Source organism: Streptomyces caeruleatus, from assembly GCF_001514235.1.
Taxonomy (GTDB): domain Bacteria; phylum Actinomycetota; class Actinomycetes; order Streptomycetales; family Streptomycetaceae; genus Streptomyces; species Streptomyces caeruleatus.
This window is the reverse complement of record NZ_KQ948928.1, coordinates 597,195-619,167: the sequence shown is the minus strand read 5'-3', so window position 1 is coordinate 619,167 and position 21,973 is coordinate 597,195. Positions and strand designations below refer to the sequence as shown.

The window sequence follows — 21,973 nt, the reverse complement described above, 5'->3', positions numbered from 1 at the left end:
CTCGTTCCGGTTACAGGCGTTTCACAAATTCCTCACTTCGCGCAGGAACTTTCCGTGGAACCACCCGCACGGGTAGTGTTGTTCGAACTCAACTCCCGCCCCTCAAGCGGCAGTTCGAGCAGAACGCCGCCCTGGGCATTCCCTTGCACCTCCTTGGCGGCCTCTTGCCCCGAAACCCCCTGAGGGCCAGTGGGATTGGGCCACTATGGCGGGCGTTACGCCCTATCCCAATGCAAGGGACCCCAGATGAGATTGACCGACATATCGCTGAACTGGCTGCTTCCGGGCGCCGTACTGCTCCTGGGCCTGCTGGTGGCGATAGCGGTGCTGCGGCGCGGGAAGACCGCGGGGAAGGACGCCGGCGCGGACGACTCGTGGGAGCGCAGCGAAGAGCGCCGTAGGCGCAAGGAGGCCCTATACGGCACCGCCTCCTACGTGCTGCTGTTCTGCTGCGCGGCCGTGGCCGCCGCCCTCTCCTTCCACGGCCTGGTCGGCTTCGGTGAGCAGAACCTCGGCCTGCACAACGGCTGGCAGTACCTCGTGCCGTTCGGTCTGGACGGCGCCGCGATGTTCTGTTCCGTCCTCGCGGTGCGCGAGGCCAGCCACGGTGACGCGGCCCTCGGTTCCCGGATACTCGTGTGGACGTTCGCGGCCGCCGCCGCCTGGTTCAACTGGGTGCACGCGCCCCGGGGCATCGGCCACGACGGCGCCCCGCACTTCTTCGCCGGCATGTCCCTCTCCGCGGCCGTGCTGTTCGACCGGGCGCTGAAGCAGACCCGCCGGGCCGCCCTGCGCGAGCAGGGTCTGGTGCCCAGGCCCCTTCCGCAGATCCGGATCGTCCGCTGGCTGCGGGCCCCCCGCGAGACCTACAAGGCCTGGTCGCTGATGCTCCTGGAGGGCGTGCGCAGCCTGGACGAGGCGGTCGACGAGGTCCGCGAGGACAAGCGGCAGAAGGACGAGAGCCGACTGCGCCGGCGCGACCAGCAGCGCATGGAGCGGGCCCAGCTGAAGGCCATCAGCCGGGGCCACCGGGGCTTCATCGGCCGCGGCAACGGACGGCAGGTCGAGACGCAGGCGCTGGAGCGTGCCTCGGCCCAAGTCACCGCGGAGCCTGCCATATCCACGCCGGAGCAACTGCCCGTACGGTCGCGTCCCTCACTTCAGCCCGTTCGCACCGGTTCTGACCCGGTCCCCGTCGACCTCACAGCTGAGGACGACACCATGGCGCTGCCGCGACTCGACTCGCTGGAGCGCAAGCTCAAGGATCTTGAGCAGCAGTTCGGCTGAGCACACCGCTCATCGACGGGATGGGGCGCGACCCGGGCTCGGGTCGCGACCCGTCCCGTGGTCGGGCCTCACGCGGCATCCGCGTCGAGTTCGAACCACACGGCCTTGCCCACCCCGTGCGGCTGTACGCCCCAGGCGTCGGCGAGGGACTCGACCAGGACCAGGCCCCTGCCGTTCGTACCGTCGTCGGCGACCGGTACGCGCAGTCTGGGCCGGCGGGCCACGAAGTCCCGTACCTCCACTCTGAGTCCGTCCGGTCCGACCGTCGCCGTCAGGACCGCCTCGCGGTCGGTGTGGACGATCGCGTTGGTGACGAGTTCGCTGGTGAGCAGTTCGGCTATGTCCGACCGCCCGGGCCTCCCCCAGTGCCGCAACAGGTCGCGCAGGGCCCTGCGGGCCTCCGGTACGGCCCGTAGATCCGCCCGCCCGAGTCTGCGCCTGAGTTGAGGTGGCTGCGCCCGATCCCCCTCGATCGCGGCCTGGTCCTCCACCGTCTCCACCGAGAAGGCCCCGTACGCTATGGGACCGCCCCCTCGTGCCTGCCTCTTCATGACCCCCGCCCGCGTGCCGATGTCGGTTCCCCTCCTGGCTCGAACACGTTCACGGGATCCATTTCCCATCGGGACGGGCGCCAGTCATGTCGAATCGTCAACGACCAGGTGTTCGGCCAAGGTTGGCGCGGCGCACGCCGGGTGCATGAAACCCGGAACGTCACCCACCGGCCGCCCGGAGGCCGCCGTACGCGACGACCGGAGCGAGTCGGTCACCGGCCACGGCACGGCCCGCGGGCCGGAGGCGGGCGTCCGGGGAGCGGAGGCGAGGCGGTTCATCCGCCGGCGGCGCGGGCGGCCGACCTGGGCAGTCCCGCACGGCCGCGCGACGACCCGCTCCCGGGCGCCGGGACCGGACGGGATCGGCCCGGCCGCCGATGCCAGGCTGTCGATCCGGCCGTATGTGACGCGGGCATGGGGCAGTTGAAAGCGCGGCGGCGAGACGTCGTCGACGTGAACGCCCAGCGTCGGGCCCGCCGTCGGCGAAACTGGCCGGAATTCGCTTGTCCGGCCGTGGTTCAGCCCGTGATGCGAGCCGGTGAGGTGAGCGGGTGAGTGCGGGGCCGCCCGCCCGACCCCCGTCCGGGAGGGCGGCCCCGCTGGTGTGGTGGTCAGTAGAGCTTGTTGACCGCCGTGGTGGTCGTCTTCTTGAATGCCTTCACCGGCGCGTCCGAGAAGTCGCCCATCTGTCCCCACAGCACGACGGTGACGGTGCCGCCGTCCCGGCCGACGGAGACGAGGTTGATGTCCATGGCACCCCACGAGGCACGGGTCGCGAAGCCGTGGACGCGGGCGCCCTCCTCGACCGGCAGGCTGCCGTAGCTCTTGTAGTCGGCCTCGATGTCCTCGGCGGTGTCCATGCGGGCGATGCAGCGCTTGACCTCCTTGTCGAGGCGGGTGGCGAGCGCCTTGGCCTTGGCGCTGTCGCCGACGACGACGTTGAGCTGCTGGGCGTTGGTGTCCAGGTCGGTGCGGAAGGCGCGGTAGCTGGAGTCGTAGGCGAGCAGCGCCTCGCCGAAGCAGTACTGCATCTCCTCCGGGACGCCGTCGGTGATCTTGTCGGCGGTCCAGGCGGAGGTGGGGTGCGGCGGGAGCTGGGACGCCGAAAGGAACTTCGGCGCCGGCGCCTTCGTGGCGGCGCCGGCCGGTGCGGCGGTGAGTGCGGCGCCGACGGCGAGCGTCGCGACGGCGAGTGCGGCGAGCGCTCCGGTTCGAGTGCGGTCGGTCATGGCTGTCCCCCGTGAACGAGATGAGTGCGATGAGAGCGTGAACGTGTGAAAGTGGTCGTCACCGAGGGCGGCTGGTCCGTCCGGCCCCTGGTCGGTGCGACACCAAGAGCATCAGCCGTCACAGCGCACGGCCGCAAGCTCCGCCGCCCGATCCGCGACGGTGGAACCATCCCAGCCCATCTGACGTGCAGGTATATGGAGTGCCTGGGATGCCGTCCCGGGACGGTGAGGACCCGGGGGAACGGTGTCTGAAGCACAGGACGACGACGTCCAGGAGTTCGCGACGGCACTGAGGCGGCTGAAGGACCGCACCGACCGCAGCTACGGTCAGCTGGCCCGCCGCCTGAACATGAACACCTCGACGCTGCACCGCTACTGCGCCGGCGACGCGGTCCCCCTCGACTTCGCCCCCGTGGAACGGTTCGCCGCCCTGTGCGGGGCGACGCCGGAGGAGCGGATGGAGCTGCACCGGCTGTGGATCCTGGCGGTGGCGGCACGGCAGCGGTCGCGTACGACGCCCGCGACCACGCCGGCGGATTCCCCGGCCGCGGACCCGGCCGGCGGTCCGCCCGGTACTCCGGTCGGTATTCCGGTCGGTATTCCGGTCGGTATTCCGGTCGGGGAACCGGCACCGAACGACCCGCCCCGCCACCCCTGGTACCGCCGTCGGCGCCTGCTGGTCTCCGCGGCCGTGGCGACCGCCCTCCTCGCCACGCTCGGCAGTCTCTCCGCCCTCCCGGACGACGACCGCCGTCCCGGCGCGAGCGACTCCGTCGACGCCGCAGATCCGCCCCGTACGACACCGCCGGGCACCCCGCGCCCGAAGACGTCCAAGTCCCCGAGCCCGTCCGCCACGACGCCCTCCCCCAAGGCCGGCGGGTCGAAGAAGCCCTCGGCGAAGCCCACCGGGACCGCCGAGGAGCCCTCGAAGGATCCCGGGCAGCAGCGGCCCCCGGCCGGGGTGCCCCTGACCTGGAGCGCCGACTCCCATGTCTGGCAGGCGGGTTGCGGGCACGACTACGTCATCGGCAGGTCCCCGCAGCAGGTCGCCCCGCCGCCCGCCCCGCAGGACGCCGAGACCTGGGCGGGCTCGCACGACGCCGTGCACGGGCGGCAGACCCTGGTGAAGGTGTCCGTACAGGGCCGGACGTCCACGGCCGTCGTCCTGGAGGCGCTGCGGGTGCGCGTGGTCGGCCGCGCGGCGCCCGGCGGGGGCAGCTCGTACGCCATGGACAACGGCTGCGGCGGAGCGCTGACGCCCCGCTACTTCGACGTCGACCTGGACAAGGACCGGCCCGTCGCCCGCCCCGCCGACGGCAACGACTCGGGTGTCACGATCCCGGCGATGCGGCTTCCGTACCGGGTGTCCGCCGAGGACCCCGAGGTGCTGCTGATCGACGCGCGGACCAAGAACTGCGCCTGCAGCTGGTACCTCGAACTGGACTGGTCCTCGCAGGGCCGCACCGGCACGGTCCGCGTCGACGACCACGGCCGTCCGTTCCGCACGACGGGCATCGAGGGGCTGCCGCGCTACGAGTACGACACCTCGGCGCGTCAGTGGGTGCCGTACAGCAGCTGAGGGAGCCGGTCACGCCTCCCACACGGCGGCGGCCGTACGGTCGTCCGCGTACCCCTTGACCCGGACCTGGGTGTCGGCGAGGAACTCGGCGAGCCCGGGCGGCTCGGCCGCGGACCAGCGCCCGGTCAGGTGGGCGGCGAGTTCGGGTTCGCCGCGCAGAGGGTCGGCGAGGCCGCCGGTGCACATCAGCAGGGCGTCGCCGGGGCGGGCCACGGAGGCGCGGAAGCGGAAGGGTTCGCGGGGCGGCTCGGGGGCGGGGTCGTAGGGGCTCGGGGGTGTGGTGATGCCGAGGTCCATGGTGAGGCGGTCGCCCTCGGGGGTCTCGGCGGGCAGGGAGCCGAAGCCGACGACCGGTTCGCCGGTGGCGTCGGTGACGCGGGGTTCGATGTCCTGCCACTCGCCGTCGCGCAGCCGGAACAGTCCGCCCGGGCCGACGCCGAAGAACACACGAGTACGGCACTCGGGGTCGGCGGGCAGCAGGAGGCAGCGCAGGGTCGCCGCGTACTCCTCGGGTTCGATGCCCTGTTCGGCGGCGCTGGCGCGGAGTTTGCCGAGGCTGCGGTCGGTGAGGCGGTGCAGGCCGGACTTGAGGTCGCCGCGCCGGGCGGCCCTGATGTCCTGCGCGAGCTTCGGTTGACTGCGGCCGACGGCCCGGCCGATCCAGTGGCAGGCCTCGGCCGCGGCGCGGTGGGCGCCCGGGGTGGCCCGGGCGCCGGTGGCCATCGCGACCAGGACCAGGGCTTGGTCGCCGGTGCCGAAGCGGGCGGTGAGGAGACAGTCGCGGCGGGGTTCGCCCCGGTAGCGGGCGGAGTCGCCGCGCAGGGACACGGCGCGCAGGGTGCAGGCGCCGTAGCGGGCGCCGTCGAGGACGGTGTCGGCGACCAGGTCGTCGAGGTCGTCGGGGTCCGCGGGCGGGAGGGTGGTGGGTTCGGCGGCGTAGGTGGGCGGGCCGTCGCCCACGTAGTCGAGGGGGCGAGGGGGCGGCGCGGGTTCGGGCGGTGGCTCCACGGTGAACCCCGGCGGTTTCGGCAGACCGGGCGGGAACGTCGACCGGCCCGGCGCGGCATCCGTGTCGGCTCGCGGCGACGGAACGGCCGCGCCCGTCCCCGGGGCCCCGGCGCCGGAAACCCCGGCCGCCGCAGGCTGGTTCACCGCGCCCGCCGCCGAGGCGAACCGGTCGTCCAGCGAGTCGGGCGCCACCGTGGGGCCCGTGTCCTCGGTGAAGTCACCGTACAGCTGCCCCCACCAGTCGTCCTCGTGACCGGTGGGCCTTCCCCCCTGCTGGCTCATGCCCCCAATTGTCCACCGCGCGGGCCGGATGAAAACGGGGCATCAGGAAAATCCGACCCGTCGAACCACCTCAAGTGGCGTGGTCGGGTGAGGTGTTGAACACCCTTGCGAGACAACGGGTGGCGGCACCTTGGCAGAGTCACAGGTGGTACGGCGATGATGTGCGCAGGCCGGTTGCGCGGGCCGTTTCCCGCCACGGACCGAACACCGGTGTTCTCTGGGAGGGGCGCGGCCCGATGCTGGGAGTGATTGGTCTCGACGAGACGCATGAGTCGGCGTACCGGGCCCTGGTGTCCGTGGGGGCCGCCGACGTGCCCGATCTCGCCCGGCGGCTGACGCTCGGCGAGCACGACACGGAGCGCGCCCTGCGCCGGCTGGAGCGGCACGGCCTCGCGGCGCAGTCCTCGGCCCGGCCCGGCCGCTGGGTCGCCGCCCCGCCCGGCGTGGCACTGGGCGCGCTGCTCACCCAGCAGCGGCACGAGCTGGAGAAGGCGGAGCTGGTGGCCGCGATGCTCGCCGACGAGTACCGGGCGGGGGTCGCCGAGCCCGCCGTGCACGATCTCGTCGAGGTGGTGATCGGCGCGGCCGCGGTTTCGCAGCGCTTCCTGCAGCTCCAGCTCGGGGCGCGCGAGGAGGTGTGCGCGCTGGTCACCGGCCACCCGGTCGCCGTCACCGGCATCGAGGACGGCGCCGAGGAGCGGGCCGCCGACCGCGGGGTGCGCTCCCGGGTGGTCCTGGAGCGCTCGGTCCTGGACCAGCCGGACGGCATCACCGAGCTGTCCGCCGCGCTCGGCCGCGAGGAGCAGGTCCGGGTCGTGGACCGGGTCCCGGCCAGGCTGGTGATCGCCGACCGTACGCTCGCCCTGGTGCCGCTCACCTCGCACACCGCGGAGCCGGCCGCGCTCGTCGTCCACGCGAGCGGGCTGCTGGAGCTGCTCTTCGGGCTGTTCGAGTCGGTGTGGCGCGAGGCGCTCCCGATACGCCTCGGCACGACCGGCGTCGCCGAGCAGCAGCCGGACGGACCCGACGACACCGACCTGGAGGTGCTCTCCCTGCTGCTGGCGGGCCTGACCGACGCGAGCGTGGCCAAACAGCTGGACCTGGGGCTGCGGACCGTGCAGCGCCGGGTGAAGCGGCTGATGGAGCTGACCGGGGTGACGACACGGCTGCAGCTGGGGTGGCACGCGTACGAGCGGGGGTGGGTGGCCCGGGGCGGCAGGGGTGACGGGGTGCGGGAGCGGCCGGGGGCGACGGGCGTGGGACCGGCGGTGTGACCGGGCGTCGCATCTGCGGCGACGACGCTGATCTGCGCGTACTCGTGAGCTCCGGCACTCTGGTGGGATGGGAGTGTGGGACCTCGTGCTGGTCGGCCTGGTCCTCCTGCTCGGCCTCTGCGGAGTGCTGGTACCCGGCGTGCCGGGGTCGTGGCTGGTGTGGGCCGCGGTCATGTGGTGGGCCGTACAGGACCCCCAGCCGGTCGCCTGGTGGGTGCTGGTCGGGGCCACCGTCGCGCTGTTCCTCTCCCAGGTGGTGCGCTGGGCGCTGCCGCCGCGTCGGCTGCGCCCGAGCTGGGCGGGCCGGCGCGTGGTCGTGTACGCCGCGACGGGATCCTTCCTCGGCTTCTTCCTGATCCCCGTGCTCGGCTCGATCCCCGGCTTCATGGGGGGCGTCTATCTCGCGGAACGGCTCCGGCTCGGCCGCCACGGCGAGGCGAGGGCCGCGCTGCGGACGGCGATGCGGTCGGGCGGGTCGAGCGTGCTGGCGGAGCTGTTCACCTGCCAGCTGATCGCGGGGGCGTGGGTGGGCGCGGTGATCTGGGGCTGATACATCGGGTCTCTCCCGTCGTATTGACGGCGCGACACCGCGTTCGGCCCGCGCATGCGGCGCCGCGGGCGAGCACTCGGGGGCAACTCGGCGCTGATCACGGCCCGGGGCGACCGCCCTGACCTGACGATCGCGCCGGTCCGGCCGAACGAGGAGGCTCCGCGCTGGGGCCTCCCGGCGGACCGGGAGGCGGATCAGATGGCGGACCAGGTGGCGGGCTAGAAAAGGGAAGACCCCGGGAGCCGGCCCTCCAGCGTGAGCAGCCGCATCTTGCGTTCGAGGCCGCCCGCGTACCCGGTCATGGAGCCGTCGGCGCCGATCACACGGTGGCAGGGGCGGACGATCAGCAGCGGGTTGGCGCCGATCGCGCCGCCGACGGCCCGTACGGCGGCACGGGAGGCGCCGATCCGCGCGGCGATCTCGCCGTACGTCGTGGTCGCCCCGTAGGGAACGGTGTCGAGGGCGGCCCAGACCCGCTCCCGGAACTCACTGCCACCGGTGCTCAACTCCAGCTGGAACTCCTTGAGTTCACCGGCGAAGTAGGCGGCGAGCTGTTCCTCGGCGGCCCGGAAGAGCGCGGGGTCGTGCCGCCAGCCCTCCTGGACGGTTCGCCCGCCCTTCTGGCCCGGCACGGAGAGGGAGGTCAGGGCGCCGGTGCCGGGGTCGGCGGTGAGCAGGAGCGGGCCGACGGGGCTGTCGACCTCGGTCCAGTGCGTGGTCGGGACAGTCATGGTTACTCCAACTCCCCTGCTGCGCGCAGGTGTTGCGATGCGTAGGAGCGCCAGGGGCGCCAGCTGTCGGGGGCGTCGACGCCGGGCGGTGCGACGTCCGGGTCGCCGAGGGCACGGGTCCGGATGACGGCGACGGTACGGGCGTCCAGACCGGGCAGCGCGAGCAGTGCCCGCTCCGCCTCGTCCCGGTCGGCGCCGGGGTCCAGCCGTACGGCGCCGTCGGCGAGGGCGGCGGTGAGCGCGCCCAGCGGGCCGTGCGGCTCGGCCTCGGCGAGGACGGCCGCCTCGGGGAACAGATGGGTGAGGCCGCCGCAGGGCGCGTCGAGCGCCTTCCCGTACCGCCGGACCAGTTCCTCGGCCCGCTCGGGTCCCACGAACGTGCGTACGGCCAGTTCCTCGGCGTCGGCCGCCCCGGGTGACCGCAGCCCCGGCCGCGCGGCGACCAGCGGGGCGAGCCGGGGGTCGGCGCCGAGCCGCTCGTCGACGGCGTACGGGTCGGCGTCCAGGTCGAACAGCCGCCGCAGCCGGTGGACGGCGGTGGTCAGGTCACGGGGGTCGGTGAGATGCAGACGGGCGTCGAGCCAGCCGCCCGGGTGAGCGGCGCGCGCCCGGCGTCCGGCGCCGCCCGGCCGCTCCTGCACCGCGACGACGGCGGTGCCGTGGGGCAGCCGGAGGGTACGGCGGTGCACGCGGCGGCCGGGTGGGCCGCAGACGTCCTCGATGCCGGGGACGGCCTCGCGGGCCAGCAGGTCGAAGACGGCGCCGGCCTGGTAGGGGCCCCGGTGGGCGAGGCGCAGGGGGATCCCGGCCGATGGGGTGGCCGTACGCCGGGAGGGGCGGCCGGCGCTCGGGACGGCGGCGCGCAGTTCACTCGGGGTCGAGGCGTAGACGGCCCGGATCGTGTCGTTGAACTGCCGCACGGAGGCGAATCCGGCCGCGAACGCGATCTCCGTGATCGGCAGCTCGGTGGTCTGGAGCAGCACCCGCGCGGTGTGCGCCCGCTGGGCCCGGGCGAGGGCCACCGGCCCGGCGCCGAGCTCGGCGGTCAGCTGCCGCTGCACCTGCCGGGGGCTGTACCCGAGCCGCCCGGCCAGCCCGGCGACGCCTTCCCGGTCGACGACGCCGTCGCCGATCAGCCGCATGGCCCGCCCGACCGCGTCGGCCCGTACGTTCCACTCGGCGGACCCGGGGACGGCGTCCGGCCGGCACCGCCGGCAGGCCCGGAAACCCGAGCCCTGCGCGGCGGCGGCCGTGGCGAAGAACCGCACGTTCGACCGCTTCGGCGTGACCGCCGGGCAGCTGGGGCGGCAGTAGATGCCGGTCGTCTCGACGGCGAAGAAGAACTCGCCGTCGAAACGGGCGTCACGGCTCCGTACGGCCTCGTACCTGGTGTCTTCGTCCATCACGGTGTCCAGTCTCCGCCACCTGGACAGGTTCGGCTGGCGGAAATCGGACACGGCGCTTGGCTACTCCCAGTGGCCGCGCTTCGCCTGCATCGCCGCCCTCCCCTCGGCGCCCTTGCGCTTCCAGTCCCGCTTGATCTCGGCCCGCAGCCGGGCGTCGGTCTTGGCCACGATCCGCTGGTTCTCCCGCATCAGCTTGCGGTAGCTCTCCATCCGCCGTTCGGGCAGTTCACCCGAGTCGATCGCGGAGCGCACCGCGCATCCCGGCTCGCTGTCGTGGGCGCAGTCGTGGAAGCGGCACCGCTCGGCCAGCGCCTCGATCTCCGAGAACACCTGGCCGACGCCGACCTCGGCGTCCCAGAGTCCGACGCCGCGCAGCCCCGGGGTGTCGATCAGGACGCCGCCGCCCGGCAGGGCGAGCAGATTGCGCGTGGTGGTCGTATGGCGGCCCTTGCCGTCGACGTCGCGTGCGGCCTGGACCTCCATCACGTCCTCGCCGAGCAGCGCGTTCGCCAGCGTCGACTTGCCCGCGCCGGACTGCCCGAGGAGCACGGACGTACCGCCGGAGACGACCGCGACGAGGACGTCGAGTCCGTCCCCGTCCAGCGCGCTGACGGTCAGCACCGGCACACCCGGCGCCGTGGTCTCCACGTCCTGCACGAGGTGCGAGAGGGTCACCGCGTCCGGCACGAGGTCGGCCTTGGTGAGCACGACGACGGGCTGCGCGCCGGACTCCCAGGCCAGGGCCAGGAACCGTTCGATACGACCGAGGTCGAGTTCGACGGCCAGCGACACGGCGACGACGGCGTGGTCGACGTTGGCGGCGAGGATCTGCCCCTCGGACCGCTTGGAGGAGGTGGAGCGTACGAAGGCGGTCCGGCGCGGCAGATACACGCGGACGTACTGCGGGTTCCCGGCCGGTTCGACGGCGACCCAGTCGCCCGTGCACACGACCCGCATCGGATCGTGCGGCGTGACGAACGCCGTGTCGGCCCGTACGACCCCGTCGGCGGTGACGACGTCGCACTGCCCGCGGTCGACCCGTACGACCCGCCCGGGCAGCAGCCCTTCGGCGTCGTACGGGGTGAACGCGTCGGCCCAGGCGGAGTCCCAGCCGTAGGGAGCCAACGCGGAGAAAACAGAGGTGGAAGTCAACGGGTGACCCTTCACAAGGGTGGCCCCGGCAGCCGCGCACAGGACGCGGAGAGGATGAGGTGTGATCAGCCGAGGGCCACGGAGGTGGACTTGATGAACTGGATGCGGGCAGCGCTCGTCGCAAAGACAGCCATCGGTCGACACCTCCTCACTCACGTCCGCTCGTCGGCGGCGGCCACCGGCCACCGCCCTGATCTTCCGTCACTCTAGCCCGGCCCCTGGAAGGCCCGTCAAACGGTTTTACGCGCGCTCGTGTCCTTACGCGCAGTCGTGCCCGTTCAGCGTGAAGTCGTACGCCGGGGAGTTCTTGCCCTCCCGGGAGGCGAGGAACCCGAAGGCGAGCTCGCCGCCGGCGGTGACCGTCTTGTTGTAGTCCGCCGCGGTGGCGGTGACCCGGTCGCCGTTCTGGGCGAAGCTCGCGTCCCACATCTGGCCGACCTGCTGGCCGTCGCGGAAGGACCAGGCGACGCGCCAGTCGTCGAGGGCGCGTTCGGTGGTGACGGTGATGGTGGCCTGGAAGCCGTCGGGCCATTCGTTGACCAGGTCGTAGTCGACGCTGCACGTCACGGGTTCGCTCGCGGACGGGTCCGGGTCGTCGTCCGCACCGGATGTGGCGGACGTGGACGACGTGGTGCCCTGCGGTCCGGGGTCCGGCTTCTTCGGGTCGGGCGAGTCCTCGGCGTCGGTGGCGCTGTCCGACGGGCCCGGGGCGTCCTCGGAGGGCCGGGTGGCGGCGGTGACCGGCAGGGTGAAGCCGGGGTCGGCGACGGGCTGGCGGCCGGAGGGGTCGCCTGCTGCCGTGCCGCCGTCGCCGGTGGAGCCGGCGGGCATGACCGACACCGCGAGGGCGAGGACGGAGACGAGGACGGCGGCGACGAGGAGACCGTTGCGGACGACGCGTGCCTTGTGCGCGCCGGGGTTCGGCGGGCCGGCGTCGGCCGGGTCGGGGCGGCCGCCGAGGCGCACGTCGGCGGCCCTGCGGCGGCGCTCCAGGTAGGCGAGGCCGCCCCAGCCGAGCACGCCGCCCGCGAGGGCCGCGGGCAGCCCGGAGCCGTTCAGCCGCAGACAGGCGGCGGCCTCGGCGCACTGGACGCAGGTGGCGAGGTGGCGGGAGAGGTCACCGGGGGCGTCGGCGCCGGTCGAGCGGGTGACGGCGTCGAGGAGGCGGGCGTAGCTGCGGCAGCGGGCGTCCATCGGTGTGTCGAGGTGGTTGCGCCGGCAGCGGTCCCGGAACAGGCCGCGGACCTGGGTGAGTTCGTCGGACACGGTGGCCGGGTCGAGGCCGAGCCGGCGGGCCACGCCGTGCGGCGGCAGCGCCTCCACTTCGGCCAGCCACAGCAGGGCGGCGTCGGGTTCCTGCATGTCGCGCAGTCCGCGCAGCGCGAGCGGGCGCTGGAGCGGGGGGCCGGTGTAGCGGGCGGCCTTCTCGGAGTTGAGCCACAGGCGAAGGTCGGGGTCGAGCTTGTGGCCCTGTCCGCTCTCCTCCCAGGCGGCCGCCGTGGTGCGTACGGCGGTCAGCAGCAGGGGGATGCGGGGCAGACGGGGCGGCCGGCGGCCGACGCCGCGTATGGTTCCGGCGTCGGAGTCGCGGGCCTCGCGTATGCCGGTCGAAAACGCCTCCGTGGCCAGCTGGTTGGCCGCGGCGGAGCCGGCCGTGCACAGGTCGGAGTACGACAGCACGGCGTCCCAGCACTCGGAGAACAGCGCTGCCTCGGTGGCGTCCTGGGGGGTCGGCAGGTCGGGCATGAGTCTCCTGCATCCACATGCGAGGTCAACTCGCCATATTGGCAGTGGAGTTGGGGGGAACCTCGCGGCAGGACACGAGCCTTTCACGCTTCCGACACAACTGACAAGCGCCGTGTTCAGATGTCATGACGGACCCCGCGCCCTCACAACTCCAGTTACTTGTACGGACGCGGGCCCCGTCTGTCTCACCTACACCGTCACCTATACCGTCGCAGACTCCTCCGCCGGAAGGCCCACGCCTTTCCTTGGGGATCTGTAGTGATGGGTCGCCTGCCGGAGTCGCATATGGGTTCGGGGATCGAATGCGTGACCTTTCCGCAGCCGTGTCGTTGATCGGAATGACAGCACCACGGGTGAGAGGAGGGGTGCCCGTGAGCCGGAGGCTGCCGCTCGGCGAGGGAGAGACGGCCCGCACCGCATGTGCCCGTGGTCTGCTGCGGACGGGTGTGGTGGAGGAGACGGGCGAAGTGCTGTCGGCCACCGCTCTGGCAGAGCGCATGGGCTGGGCGGCGGACCTGGTGTCCGGCATCGCCGTCGGGCTGCTTGCCGCGCACTGGAGTGCCGCCGATGTTGATGCACTGGCCTCGGGCGTGGATGCTGAGGGCAGGGCGTTGCCGTCGAACGCGTGGATGGCGCTGCGGCGCCTGGGATGGACCGTCACCCCGCCCGAGGGAGTGCGGGTCAATGACCGGATCGTGCGCATGGCCCAGGAACAGGCCGGGCGCCTGCTGCGGTCGGCGAAGTGGCGGGCAGACCTGACCACGGGAGTCGTCGAGACCTGGCCGGCCGAACCCACGAAGCGAACCCCTGGCGAATGGGATGCCGTCCGCGAGGCCACCCCCGGCGGCCGACATCTGCCGTCCGGTGTGATCAGGGCCCGAACCCGGCAGATCGCCGCCTTCCAACGCGGTCACGGCCGGTTACCGGCCGACGTGTTCGAACTGGAAGCCGCACCCCACACAGCGCGGATGCTGCCACTGTCGGCCTGTGACGGGCAGCAGGCCACCCTCGCCCGCGCCGACGATCCGCGCCGGGCACTGCTGCGGCTGCAACTGCCCACCCGCCCCGACCCACGCTCCTACCGGGACTGGACTTGGGTGGCCTGCCCGATCACGCTGCCGCCGACCGTCCCACCCGGCGCGGTGCTGCACCTGCCCACCCTGCGCTTCCACCGCGGCCGGGTACACGCCGACGTCGCCTACACCCATGCCGTGCCCGCGGCCCGGCGCACCGGGCACACCGTGGCGCTGGGCGTTGACTGGGGACTGAACACCCTGCTCAGCGCGGGCGCCATCCGGCTCCACGACACCGGGACGATTACCGCGCTCGGCTGCGGTGCCCAGTTCCGGGCCGCCGGGGTGCTGGCCAAGCAGCACCGACTGCGCCGCGTAGACGAATTTCTGCACGCCAAGACCGACCACTACCAGCGGCTCATCGGCGACACCGACAGTCATTGCCTGACCGGCAAGCGCGCCGTCCTGGCCGAGGAGATCCGGCACGTGTCGGACCGGCGCTCGAACCTCAACGACGCCCTGGCCTGGTCCGCCGCACGGTGGACGGTCGACCAGGCCATCGCCGCCGGTGCGAGCGTGATCTACGTCGAGGACCTCCGCTCCATGGAGGCCCGGGGCATGGGCCGCACCCTGAACACCCGCCTGTCCCAGCAGGTGCGCGGACAGATCGTGGAGCGGATGCGGCACCTGGCCGCCGAGGCGGGCATCGCCGTCGTGACGATCCCAGCCCGGGGCACCTCCCGGCACTGTCCCTGCTGTCTCGTCCCGCTGCGCCACCGCAAGGCCCCCGACCGGCCCACCACACCCGGCTGGAAATGGGCGCTGTGCCCGAACCCCGAGTGCGGCTGGCAGGGCGACCGCGACACCGGGGCGTGGCAGCGCATCGCCGCCCGCGGCCTCGCCCACCAGACCAAGACCGTGGTAGACCGCGCCAGCGGCGCCATGGTCATCCGCAGCGTGGTCGACAAGCTCGAAGCCCGAGCCGTGGTCGAACCGGCCACCACACCCACTCGCCGGGACCGATCCAAGACCGGACCCACCCGGCGCAGAACCACACGCCCCGCGCCCAGGCGACGCAGGGCACCCTCCCCCACCGGACCCTCGGGTCCCGCGGGCAAGCGTCCGGAGGGACACGCACCACCGGGCCGGAGACGCCTGCCCCGCGCAGCTCACCGGCACCAGGGCGTGACGACGATCAGCACACCCACCACCGGCCGACACCGGCCAAGAGGGGCAGCACTGGGCGCAGGATTCCACCTGCACGCTCACGCCACCCCACCCTGGTGGGCACATCCCATGCCGGACGACACGTCTTCATGGGAGCACTTAGCTAATCAGAGACGCTGTCCATGAAGGAGCTAACCGAGAACACCGCGCGGCCGGGGCCGGGCGGGCCGTAGCCCGGGGGCGAGGACAGGCCGAAGTCGTCCATGGTGGCGCGGTAGGCCTCCAGCAGGCGGATGTGGTACTCCAGCGGCGCGCCCTGGGGGTTGGCCTTGCCGAGCGGGGTCGTGGGCTCGGGGCACCAGGTGGTGAACCGGGGCGTGATGCCCTGCGACATGAAGAAGCGCAGGCCCTCGGTGGTGGACGCGATGGCCTCGTCGACCGTCTTGAACCCGAAGGGCTCGGCCATCTCGACACCGGCCACGAAGTTGGGGATGACGTTGCGCGCGCCGAAGATCTCCGCCGAGTCCAGGATGCGCTTGTGCCACACGTCCCGGCCGACGTACCGCTCCTTGCCCGGGCAGTACATCTTGAAGAGGTACTCGTCCCACACCTCGTAGTTCGGGTGGTAGATCTGCACGCCGTAGTCCTTGAACCGCTGCACGTCGTCACGGGGCAGCGCCTGGGCGACGACCTTGCCGATCCAGCGGCCCGGGAAGCGCTCCTCGATGGCCTTGGCGTAGTGGCCGTAGAAGTCGGCCTCGTCCCGGCCGGAGACGGTCTTGGTGATCGCGCCGCCGGTGAGGGTGTAGGCGGTGGACGCCTTGGCGGTGTCGTACCGGTCGATGATCTCGAGCGCCTCCAGGACCTCCTCCACGTCCTTGACGCCCGTGTACGGCCGGCCCGCCGCCTTGTGCTGGCGCCAGTTGTGGTTGATGTCGCAGTACTGGCACTCCTCCTTGGCGCCGAAGTACTGGCAGACCCGGAAGACGGTCAAGTAAATCAAGTAACCCCACTGGATCGTCGGGGCCACCTCCATCACCGACTTTCCGTTGGCGAGCGTGTGCCTGTAGTACTCAGGCATGGGCGGTACGCCGACGTCGGCGATCCGCTTTCCGTCGAGGTACAGCCCGAGCACGCCGTCCTCGTTCGCTGCGACCCGGTACGGCGAGGACGGGTTCACACGCACGGACACCACGGTCCGACGCAGGTTGTACGGACCGCCGGTGAGGATGATCTCCTCCGGCGGGCGGCGCAGCGCCGCCTCGCCGAGCTCAGGCAGGGTGCCGTGGTCGAAGGAAAAGATGAAGTACGACTTCGGCTTGACCTCGCCCCCCTCGTTGTCACTGAGGGCGGATGGGTCGAAGGCCACCCCGCCCCGGAGCAGGTCCTCCTTGAAGACGGCTTCCCGCGGTACGTGCGGGAATCGCTCCATCAGATCCTCGACCAGTGCGGTACGGCAATCCATTCCGTGTCTCCTCCTGACTCGGACGTACGACTCCTCACGATATGCCGGTGCCGGTCAGGTAGATCAGGTAGCCGTTGCTGAGGGACTCAGCATTTCCGGCATTTCTGCCGAAAAGGTTCGTGCCGGTATCACCAAAGGGTAAAGACTTCGGTGTCCTGACGACGATCTCTCGCTTCTTCCTGCCGTTGGCCCGGCAGGGTTGCGCCACCTGCCCGCCCGTCCCGGCCGGTATTCCGGCCAGGGCGTTGGTGACGGGTCTTATGGTCGGCTCCACGAGGCTTCGACACGCCGGGCATGTCCTGGTCTCCGGCCGCTCCGGTACCAGTCGTGCAGGTTGCCGCGAGAGCGGCGAGGTTGCGGGCCGCGTTTTCGTCCCGGTCCATGACCAGGCCGCATACGTCGCAGGTGAAGACTCGGACGCGCAACGGCAGCTTGGCTTTCACCGCGCCGCACCCCGAGCAGGTCTTGGAGGAGGGGTACCAGCGGTCCGCCACCACGGTGCGGCAGGCGTTCCGTTGGCCCTTATAGGTGAGCTGGCGCCGGATCTCCCCGAACCCGGCATCGGCGACCCGGCGGGCGAGCCGTTCGTTGCGGAGCATTCCGGCGACGTTGAGGTCTTCGACCACGACGGTGCCGTATTCGACGCGCACGCGGGTCGTGAGCTTGTGCACAGCATCGGTGCGCAGGTTCGCTACCCGGTAGTGGAGTTTGTTGCGCTCGCGGTTGGCCTTCTCCCACCGCTCGGACGGCTTCCGGCCGACCCTGCGGTCCGGGCCCTGCCGCCGGGAGACGCGACGGGATTGGAATCGAAGCAGTTTGAGGGCGCCGTCCAGGTGCTTAGGATTGGGCTCGTAGCGGATCTCACCGGTGCTGTCGGCCAGGACCGCCAGGTGCTTGATACCGAGATCGACGCCAACTGCCACATCGGGCCGCAAGACTCGGGTGATCTCGCGGGCGGTCTCCACCTGGAAGGAGACGAACCAGCGTCCGCGTTCGTGCCGGACGGTCGCGGACAGGACGCGCGCGGTCCCAGCCTGGATGCGGGCCAAGAGCTTGAACGTGGGTTCGTGGGTGCGGACCGTGCCCAGCCGGGGCAAGGTGACATGTCGGCCGTCCGACTCGATGCGGATGATGCCAATAGTGAATCGGCAGGTTAGACGAGCCTTGCGCTTGGCCTTGCGGCGCGGGATGCCCACCCTCGGGCCCTTGCACTTGCCCTGCTTGGACCTGGAGTAGTTGTCGAATGCGGTGGCCGCGTTGGCCAGTCCGGTGTTGTAGGCCTCCTTGGAGTTCTCCTGCCACCAGTCGGCGAACCTGGGGTCGGCGGCCTTGATCCGATTGAACTCCTTACGCAGCGCGGGCAGCGACCACCGCCGCCACGGCGTCAGCTCGTCGTCGCCGATGCCGTAGGAGGCTTCGGCCTTGCGCTGCCACCAAGAGGCGGTCACCCAGGACACGGCCCAGTTGTAGGCAGCACGGGCGGCGCCGCAATGCGAGCGCAGCGCCTGCTCCTGGCTGTTGTTCGGGTCGAGGGCGAACTTGTAGGCCTGCACCACGCGACCGGACTGCGGCCGGTACTTCCTGCCCACTTGTCCCTCCCCTCGTTCGAACATCTCCTTATCGCACTCAACGAGCACCGCACGCAGAGGTCACGCATTCGATCTGCGACTATTCGTTCCTGTCCAGGAGTCGTAGGCTGCCACTGTGGGCGCGAGAGACGGTCTAAGCGGCGGTCACCCGCCCGCGCGGCGACGTGCCACGCTTCGAGGGCAGCCACGCGCCCCTACGCCTCCCGCCCCAGCACCGCCGGGTCCACCGAGTACACCAACTCCCCGCCTGTCACCAGCCGTTCCGCCTCCTCCGCGACCGCGAGACCCAGGCGGGCCACCTCGTTCCCCTGCGAGCCGGCCAGGTGCGGGGTGATGAAGGCGTTCGGCAGGTCGTACAGCGGTGAGTCGAAAGACAGCGGCTCGGGGTCGGTGACGTCGAGGATCGCCGAGAGGCGGCCGACGCGGAGTTCGGTGGTCAGGGCGTCGTGGTCCAGCAGGCCCCCGCGGGCGGTGTTGATCAGGACGGCGCCGTCGGGCATGAGGGACAGCTCGCGCGGGCCGATGAGGTGGTGGGTCTCCGGGGTCTCGGGGGCGTGGATGGTCACGACGTCCGAGGTGCGCAGCAACTCGGGGAGGTCGAGCAGGGGGACGCCCAGCTCGGCGGCCCCGGCCTCGTCGACGTACGGGTCGAAAAGGCTCACCCGGAGGTCGAACGGCCGCAGCAGTTCGATCACCCGGCGGCCGATGCGCGAGGCCCCGATCACCCCGACCCGGCGGCCGAAGTTGCCGATGCCGGGGACGAGCCCCCAGCCCGGGAAGGCGCGCTCGGCGCGCAGCCGGTCGCGGGCGGCGAAGAGGTCCTTCCCGGCGAGCAGGATCATCGCGAGGGTGTATTCGGCGACCGGCACGGCGTTGGCCGCCGCGGCCGAGCTCACCGCGATCCCCCGCCGCCACAGCTCGGGCGTGGCGAGGCCCTTGACCGAGCCGGCCGAGTGCAGCACCGCCCGCAGCCTGGGCGCGGCGTCGAGGACGGCCTTGTCGAGGCGGGGGCAGCCCCAGCCGGTGACGAGGATCTCGGTGCGGGCGAGCGCGTCCGTCAGGCGCGGCTCCGGGTCCGTGAAGTCGTCGGCCACCAGGGCCGGGTCGATGTCCACCGACTGCCGCAGCCGCTGAAGCACCTCCGGCGGGAAGACCTGCGGCACGTTCTCGGCGGACATGGCGAACATGGCGTACGGCCGCTGGGTCAAGGACGTGTCCTTCTGTGAGAAAGCGTTCTCTACGACGGTCTCCACCGTAGACAGCCGCGAATGAGAGGGTCAACGCACACGCACTCACCTTGGAGGACGGCGAGGGATGACGGAGACGATCACCAACTGGGCGGGCAACATCACGTACACCGCCAAGGAACTGCACCGCCCGTACTCGCTCGACGCGATCGGCACGCTGGTGGCCGGGAGCGCGAAGGTGCGGGTGCTGGGCAGCGGGCACTCGTTCAACCCCATCGCCGAGCCGGGCCCCGAGGGTCTCCTGCTGTCGATCGCCGGCCTGCCGCCGGTGATCGACGTGGACCGCGCGGCCCGTACGGTCCGGGTCTCCGGCGGCGTACGGTACGCCGAACTCGCCCGCGCGGTGTACGCGCACGGGCTCGCGCTGCCCAACATGGCGTCCCTGCCGCACATCTCGGTGGCCGGCTCGGTCGCCACCGGTACGCACGGCTCGGGGGTCGGCAACGGCGCGCTGGCCTCGTCCGTGCGGGAGGTGGAGCTGGTCACGGGGGACGGGAGTCCGGTGGTCATCGGGCGGGACGACGAGCGGTTCGGCGGTGCCGTCACCTCGCTGGGGGCCCTCGGCGTCGTCACGGCGCTCACCCTGGACCTGGAGCCGTCCTTCGACGTCGAGCAGCAGGTCTTCACCGAACTGCCGTTGGACGGGCTGGACCCGGCCGCGTTCGAGACGGTGATGGCGTCGGCGTACAGCGTGAGCCTGTTCACAGACTGGCGGGCGCCGGGCTTTCGGCAGGTGTGGCTCAAGCGGCGCACCGACCAGCCGCTGCCCGGCTTCCCGTGGGCCGCGCCCGCCACCGAGAAGCTGCACCCGGTGCCGGGGATGCCCGCGGTCAACTGCACGGAGCAGTTCGGTGTACCGGGGCCGTGGCACGAGCGGCTGCCGCACTTCCGGGCGGAGTTCACGCCGAGCAGCGGGGCGGAGCTGCAGTCGGAGTATCTGCTGCCGCGCGGGCACGCCGTGGACGCGCTGGGTGCGATCGACCGGATCCGGGAGACCGTGGCCCCCGTGCTCCAGACCTGCGAGGTGCGGACGGTCGCGTCCGACGACCAGTGGCTGAGCCCCTCCTACGGGCGGGACACGGTGGCGCTGCACTTCACCTGGGTCGAGGACACCGCTGCCGTACTGCCGGTGGTGCGACGGCTGGAGGAGGCGCTGGACGCCTTCGAGCCGCGGCCGCACTGGGGGAAGGTGTTCACGGTGCCGTCGGAGGTGGTGCGCGGGCGGTATCCGCGGCTGGACGACTTCCGGGCGCTGGCGCGGGAGCTGGACCCGGGTCGGAAATTCGCCAACGCGTTCGTGCAGGACATACTGGGAGAGTGAAGCCTTGGAGGACTTCGTAAACCCCCTTTCCTAACCCCTTGTCGAAAGGTCCCGCACGCCATAGCCTTGCGGCCGCGCCGGTGCCGACGACGACCCGGCTGAGCGAAGGGACGGGGGACACGCCCGGTGAAGCGCACATCACGCGACATCCGCACCGCCAACCGCTACGAGGTGCTGCGCCAGATCATCGCCGCGTCGCCCACCTCCCGGCAGGAGCTGGCGGCCGCCACCGGGCTCAGTCTCGCCACGGTCGCCACGCTCGTGGGCGAGCTGCTCGACCTCCGCATGATCACGGAGGTCGGGTTCGAGGACTCGGCCGGCGGCCGCCCCCGGGGACTCGTGGCCGTCAACGCGTCCGGCGGCGCCCTGATCGGCGTCGACATCGCGGAGACGTACGTCCATGTCGAGCTGTTCGACCTCGGGCTGAACGTGCTGGCCCGCGCCGAGGAGGACGTCCGCCCGGGCGAGAGCCTCCCCGAGCAGGTGGTGGGGCATGTCGCCGCCGCCGTCGGCTCGGTGGTGACGCAGGCCGGCATCGAGGGCGCGCGTGTCCTCGGCGTCGGCGTGAGCGTGCCGGGGCAGGTGGACCGGGCCACCGGCACCTCCGAGTACGCGCCCAACTGGGACTGGCACGACGTGCCGCTGCTGGAGCTGCTCACCGAGCACATCGCCTACCCGCTGTACCTGGACAACCCGTTGCGGGCCAGCGCGGTGGCCGAGCTGTGGTTCGGGGCGGCGCGCGGCAGCGGGGACGCCGTGGTGGTCAACCTCGGCACCGGTGTGGGCGCCGGCCTGGTCCTGGGCGGCGGGCTGCACCGGGGCGTCAGCAACAGCGCCGGCGAGTGGGGCCACACCACGATCGTGCTGGACGGCCGGCTGTGCCGGTGCGGCAGGCACGGCTGCGTGGAGGCGTACGTCGGCGCGTCCGGGATCATGCTGACCCTGCGGGAGCTGAGCGCGGACAGCGCGCTGCTGCACCCGGAGGACCAGACGGCCACCATCGACGCGCTCGCCCGGGGAGTGCGGGGACGCGACCCGGTGGCGCTCAAGGCGCTTCGCGACACCGTCCGCTACCTCGGCGCGGGCATCGCGGACCTGGTCAACCTGTTCAACCCGGAGGTGGTCGTGCTCAGCAGCTGGGTCGCGGCCGCCCTGGGCGACCCCCTGGTCACCGAGGTGCGTGCGGCCGTCGCCCGGCACGCGCTGCCTCGGCCGATGGCCGCCACGCGGATCGTCCTCTCCCCGATTCCCACCGACCCGGTGTGCCTCGGCGCGGCCACGTTCGCGCTTGAGGGCGCCTTGCAATCGGTGGGACAGAGGCAGGCAAAGCGGACCGCGGCGCCCGCCAGGAGCCGTACCGCACCGCCTTCCTAGCA

Annotated in this window: 19 protein-coding genes; 9 read left to right on the top strand and 10 right to left on the bottom strand. The window is 72.1% G+C overall.

Translation table 11 applies throughout. The features are described 5' to 3' along the window. Positions 1 to 246 precede the first annotated feature (246 nt). Positions 247 to 1,287: a DUF2637 domain-containing protein gene (locus tag AQJ67_RS18170; protein WP_062719955.1), complete on the top strand. Its 1,041-nt coding sequence runs from the start codon at positions 247 to 249 to the stop codon at positions 1,285 to 1,287. 68 nt (positions 1,288 to 1,355) lie between these two features. On the opposite strand, the gene AQJ67_RS18165 is transcribed toward AQJ67_RS18170, so the two are convergent. Further along, complete coding sequence (locus tag AQJ67_RS18165) at positions 1,356 to 1,838, bottom strand: ATP-binding protein (protein ID WP_079056009.1); 483 nt, start codon at positions 1,836 to 1,838, stop codon at positions 1,356 to 1,358. 145 nt (positions 1,839 to 1,983) lie between these two features. On the opposite strand from AQJ67_RS18165, the gene AQJ67_RS18160 reads away from it, so the two are divergent. Further along, a complete protein-coding gene (locus AQJ67_RS18160; protein WP_062719953.1) occupies positions 1,984 to 2,265 on the top strand; it encodes a hypothetical protein in 282 nt (93 codons plus the stop codon). 184 nt (positions 2,266 to 2,449) lie between these two features. Here the strand turns inward: AQJ67_RS18160 and AQJ67_RS18155 are convergent, their stop codons facing one another. Beyond that, the gene (locus AQJ67_RS18155) at positions 2,450 to 3,067 is read right to left on the bottom strand and encodes a hypothetical protein (protein ID WP_062719951.1); all 618 of its coding nucleotides are present in this window, start codon (positions 3,065 to 3,067) and stop codon (positions 2,450 to 2,452) included. A gap of 244 nt (positions 3,068 to 3,311) precedes the next feature. Here AQJ67_RS18155 and AQJ67_RS18150 point away from each other — a divergent pair, with 244 nt between their 5' ends. Continuing rightward, positions 3,312 to 4,646 carry a transcriptional regulator gene (locus AQJ67_RS18150; protein WP_062719949.1) on the top strand — a complete coding sequence of 445 codons (1,335 nt, stop codon included), beginning with the start codon at positions 3,312 to 3,314 and terminating at the stop codon, positions 4,644 to 4,646. A gap of 9 nt (positions 4,647 to 4,655) precedes the next feature. Here the strand turns inward: AQJ67_RS18150 and AQJ67_RS18145 are convergent, their stop codons facing one another. Continuing rightward, the gene (locus tag AQJ67_RS18145) at positions 4,656 to 5,936 is read right to left on the bottom strand and encodes a PP2C family serine/threonine-protein phosphatase (protein ID WP_062719947.1); all 1,281 of its coding nucleotides are present in this window, start codon (positions 5,934 to 5,936) and stop codon (positions 4,656 to 4,658) included. Between the two features lie 236 nt (positions 5,937 to 6,172). Between AQJ67_RS18145 and AQJ67_RS18140 the strand changes: the two genes are divergently transcribed. From AQJ67_RS18140 to AQJ67_RS47685, 3 genes are all read left to right on the top strand, one after another. Then, on the top strand, positions 6,173 to 7,210 hold the full coding sequence (locus AQJ67_RS18140) for a helix-turn-helix transcriptional regulator (RefSeq protein ID WP_107122907.1): 1,038 nt from the start codon (positions 6,173 to 6,175) through the stop codon (positions 7,208 to 7,210). Positions 7,211 to 7,277: 67 nt separating this feature from the next. Then, complete coding sequence (locus AQJ67_RS18135; protein WP_062719946.1) at positions 7,278 to 7,760, top strand: DUF456 domain-containing protein; 483 nt, start codon at positions 7,278 to 7,280, stop codon at positions 7,758 to 7,760. Positions 7,761 to 7,814: 54 nt separating this feature from the next. Then, positions 7,815 to 7,982: a hypothetical protein gene (locus tag AQJ67_RS47685; protein ID WP_159058782.1), complete on the top strand. Its 168-nt coding sequence runs from the start codon at positions 7,815 to 7,817 to the stop codon at positions 7,980 to 7,982. On the opposite strand, the gene AQJ67_RS18130 is transcribed toward AQJ67_RS47685, so the two are convergent. The 4 genes from AQJ67_RS18130 to AQJ67_RS18115 all read right to left on the bottom strand — a co-directional run bounded on the left by AQJ67_RS18130 (position 7,979) and on the right by AQJ67_RS18115 (position 12,795). Further along, a complete protein-coding gene (locus AQJ67_RS18130; RefSeq protein WP_062719944.1) occupies positions 7,979 to 8,491 on the bottom strand; it encodes a methylated-DNA--[protein]-cysteine S-methyltransferase in 513 nt (170 codons plus the stop codon). The genes AQJ67_RS47685 and AQJ67_RS18130 overlap by 4 nt on opposite strands. A 2-nt stretch (positions 8,492 to 8,493) precedes the next feature. Next, entirely contained in the window at positions 8,494 to 9,894 is a 1,401-nt protein-coding gene (locus AQJ67_RS18125) for a bifunctional transcriptional activator/DNA repair enzyme AdaA (RefSeq protein WP_062719942.1), read from the bottom strand. A gap of 63 nt (positions 9,895 to 9,957) precedes the next feature. Beyond that, the gene (gene rsgA / locus AQJ67_RS18120) at positions 9,958 to 11,049 is read right to left on the bottom strand and encodes a ribosome small subunit-dependent GTPase A (RefSeq protein ID WP_062719939.1); all 1,092 of its coding nucleotides are present in this window, start codon (positions 11,047 to 11,049) and stop codon (positions 9,958 to 9,960) included. A gap of 258 nt (positions 11,050 to 11,307) precedes the next feature. Continuing rightward, the gene (locus AQJ67_RS18115; RefSeq protein WP_062719937.1) at positions 11,308 to 12,795 is read right to left on the bottom strand and encodes a cellulose-binding domain-containing protein; all 1,488 of its coding nucleotides are present in this window, start codon (positions 12,793 to 12,795) and stop codon (positions 11,308 to 11,310) included. A gap of 371 nt (positions 12,796 to 13,166) precedes the next feature. Here AQJ67_RS18115 and AQJ67_RS18110 point away from each other — a divergent pair, with 371 nt between their 5' ends. Further along, positions 13,167 to 15,161: a zinc ribbon domain-containing protein gene (locus tag AQJ67_RS18110; protein ID WP_062719935.1), complete on the top strand. Its 1,995-nt coding sequence runs from the start codon at positions 13,167 to 13,169 to the stop codon at positions 15,159 to 15,161. Here AQJ67_RS18110 and AQJ67_RS18105 read toward each other — a convergent pair. From AQJ67_RS18105 to AQJ67_RS18095, 3 genes are all read right to left on the bottom strand, one after another. Further along, positions 15,139 to 16,440, bottom strand: a complete 1,302-nt coding sequence (locus AQJ67_RS18105) for a radical SAM protein (protein ID WP_062719933.1) — start codon at positions 16,438 to 16,440, stop codon at positions 15,139 to 15,141. The genes AQJ67_RS18110 and AQJ67_RS18105 overlap by 23 nt on opposite strands. A 128-nt stretch (positions 16,441 to 16,568) precedes the next feature. Beyond that, positions 16,569 to 18,029, bottom strand: a complete 1,461-nt coding sequence (gene tnpB / locus AQJ67_RS18100; protein WP_244190485.1) for an IS607 family element RNA-guided endonuclease TnpB — start codon at positions 18,027 to 18,029, stop codon at positions 16,569 to 16,571. 194 nt (positions 18,030 to 18,223) lie between these two features. Continuing rightward, positions 18,224 to 19,237, bottom strand: a complete 1,014-nt coding sequence (locus tag AQJ67_RS18095; RefSeq protein WP_062720093.1) for a hydroxyacid dehydrogenase — start codon at positions 19,235 to 19,237, stop codon at positions 18,224 to 18,226. A 106-nt stretch (positions 19,238 to 19,343) separates the two neighbouring features. Between AQJ67_RS18095 and AQJ67_RS18090 the strand changes: the two genes are divergently transcribed. Together AQJ67_RS18090 and AQJ67_RS18085 are read left to right on the top strand one after the other, a co-directional pair. Further along, entirely contained in the window at positions 19,344 to 20,597 is a 1,254-nt protein-coding gene (locus AQJ67_RS18090; protein WP_062719929.1) for a D-arabinono-1,4-lactone oxidase, read from the top strand. Positions 20,598 to 20,723: 126 nt separating this feature from the next. Then, a complete protein-coding gene (locus AQJ67_RS18085; protein WP_062719927.1) occupies positions 20,724 to 21,971 on the top strand; it encodes an ROK family transcriptional regulator in 1,248 nt (415 codons plus the stop codon). Positions 21,972 to 21,973: the final 2 nt, after the last annotated feature.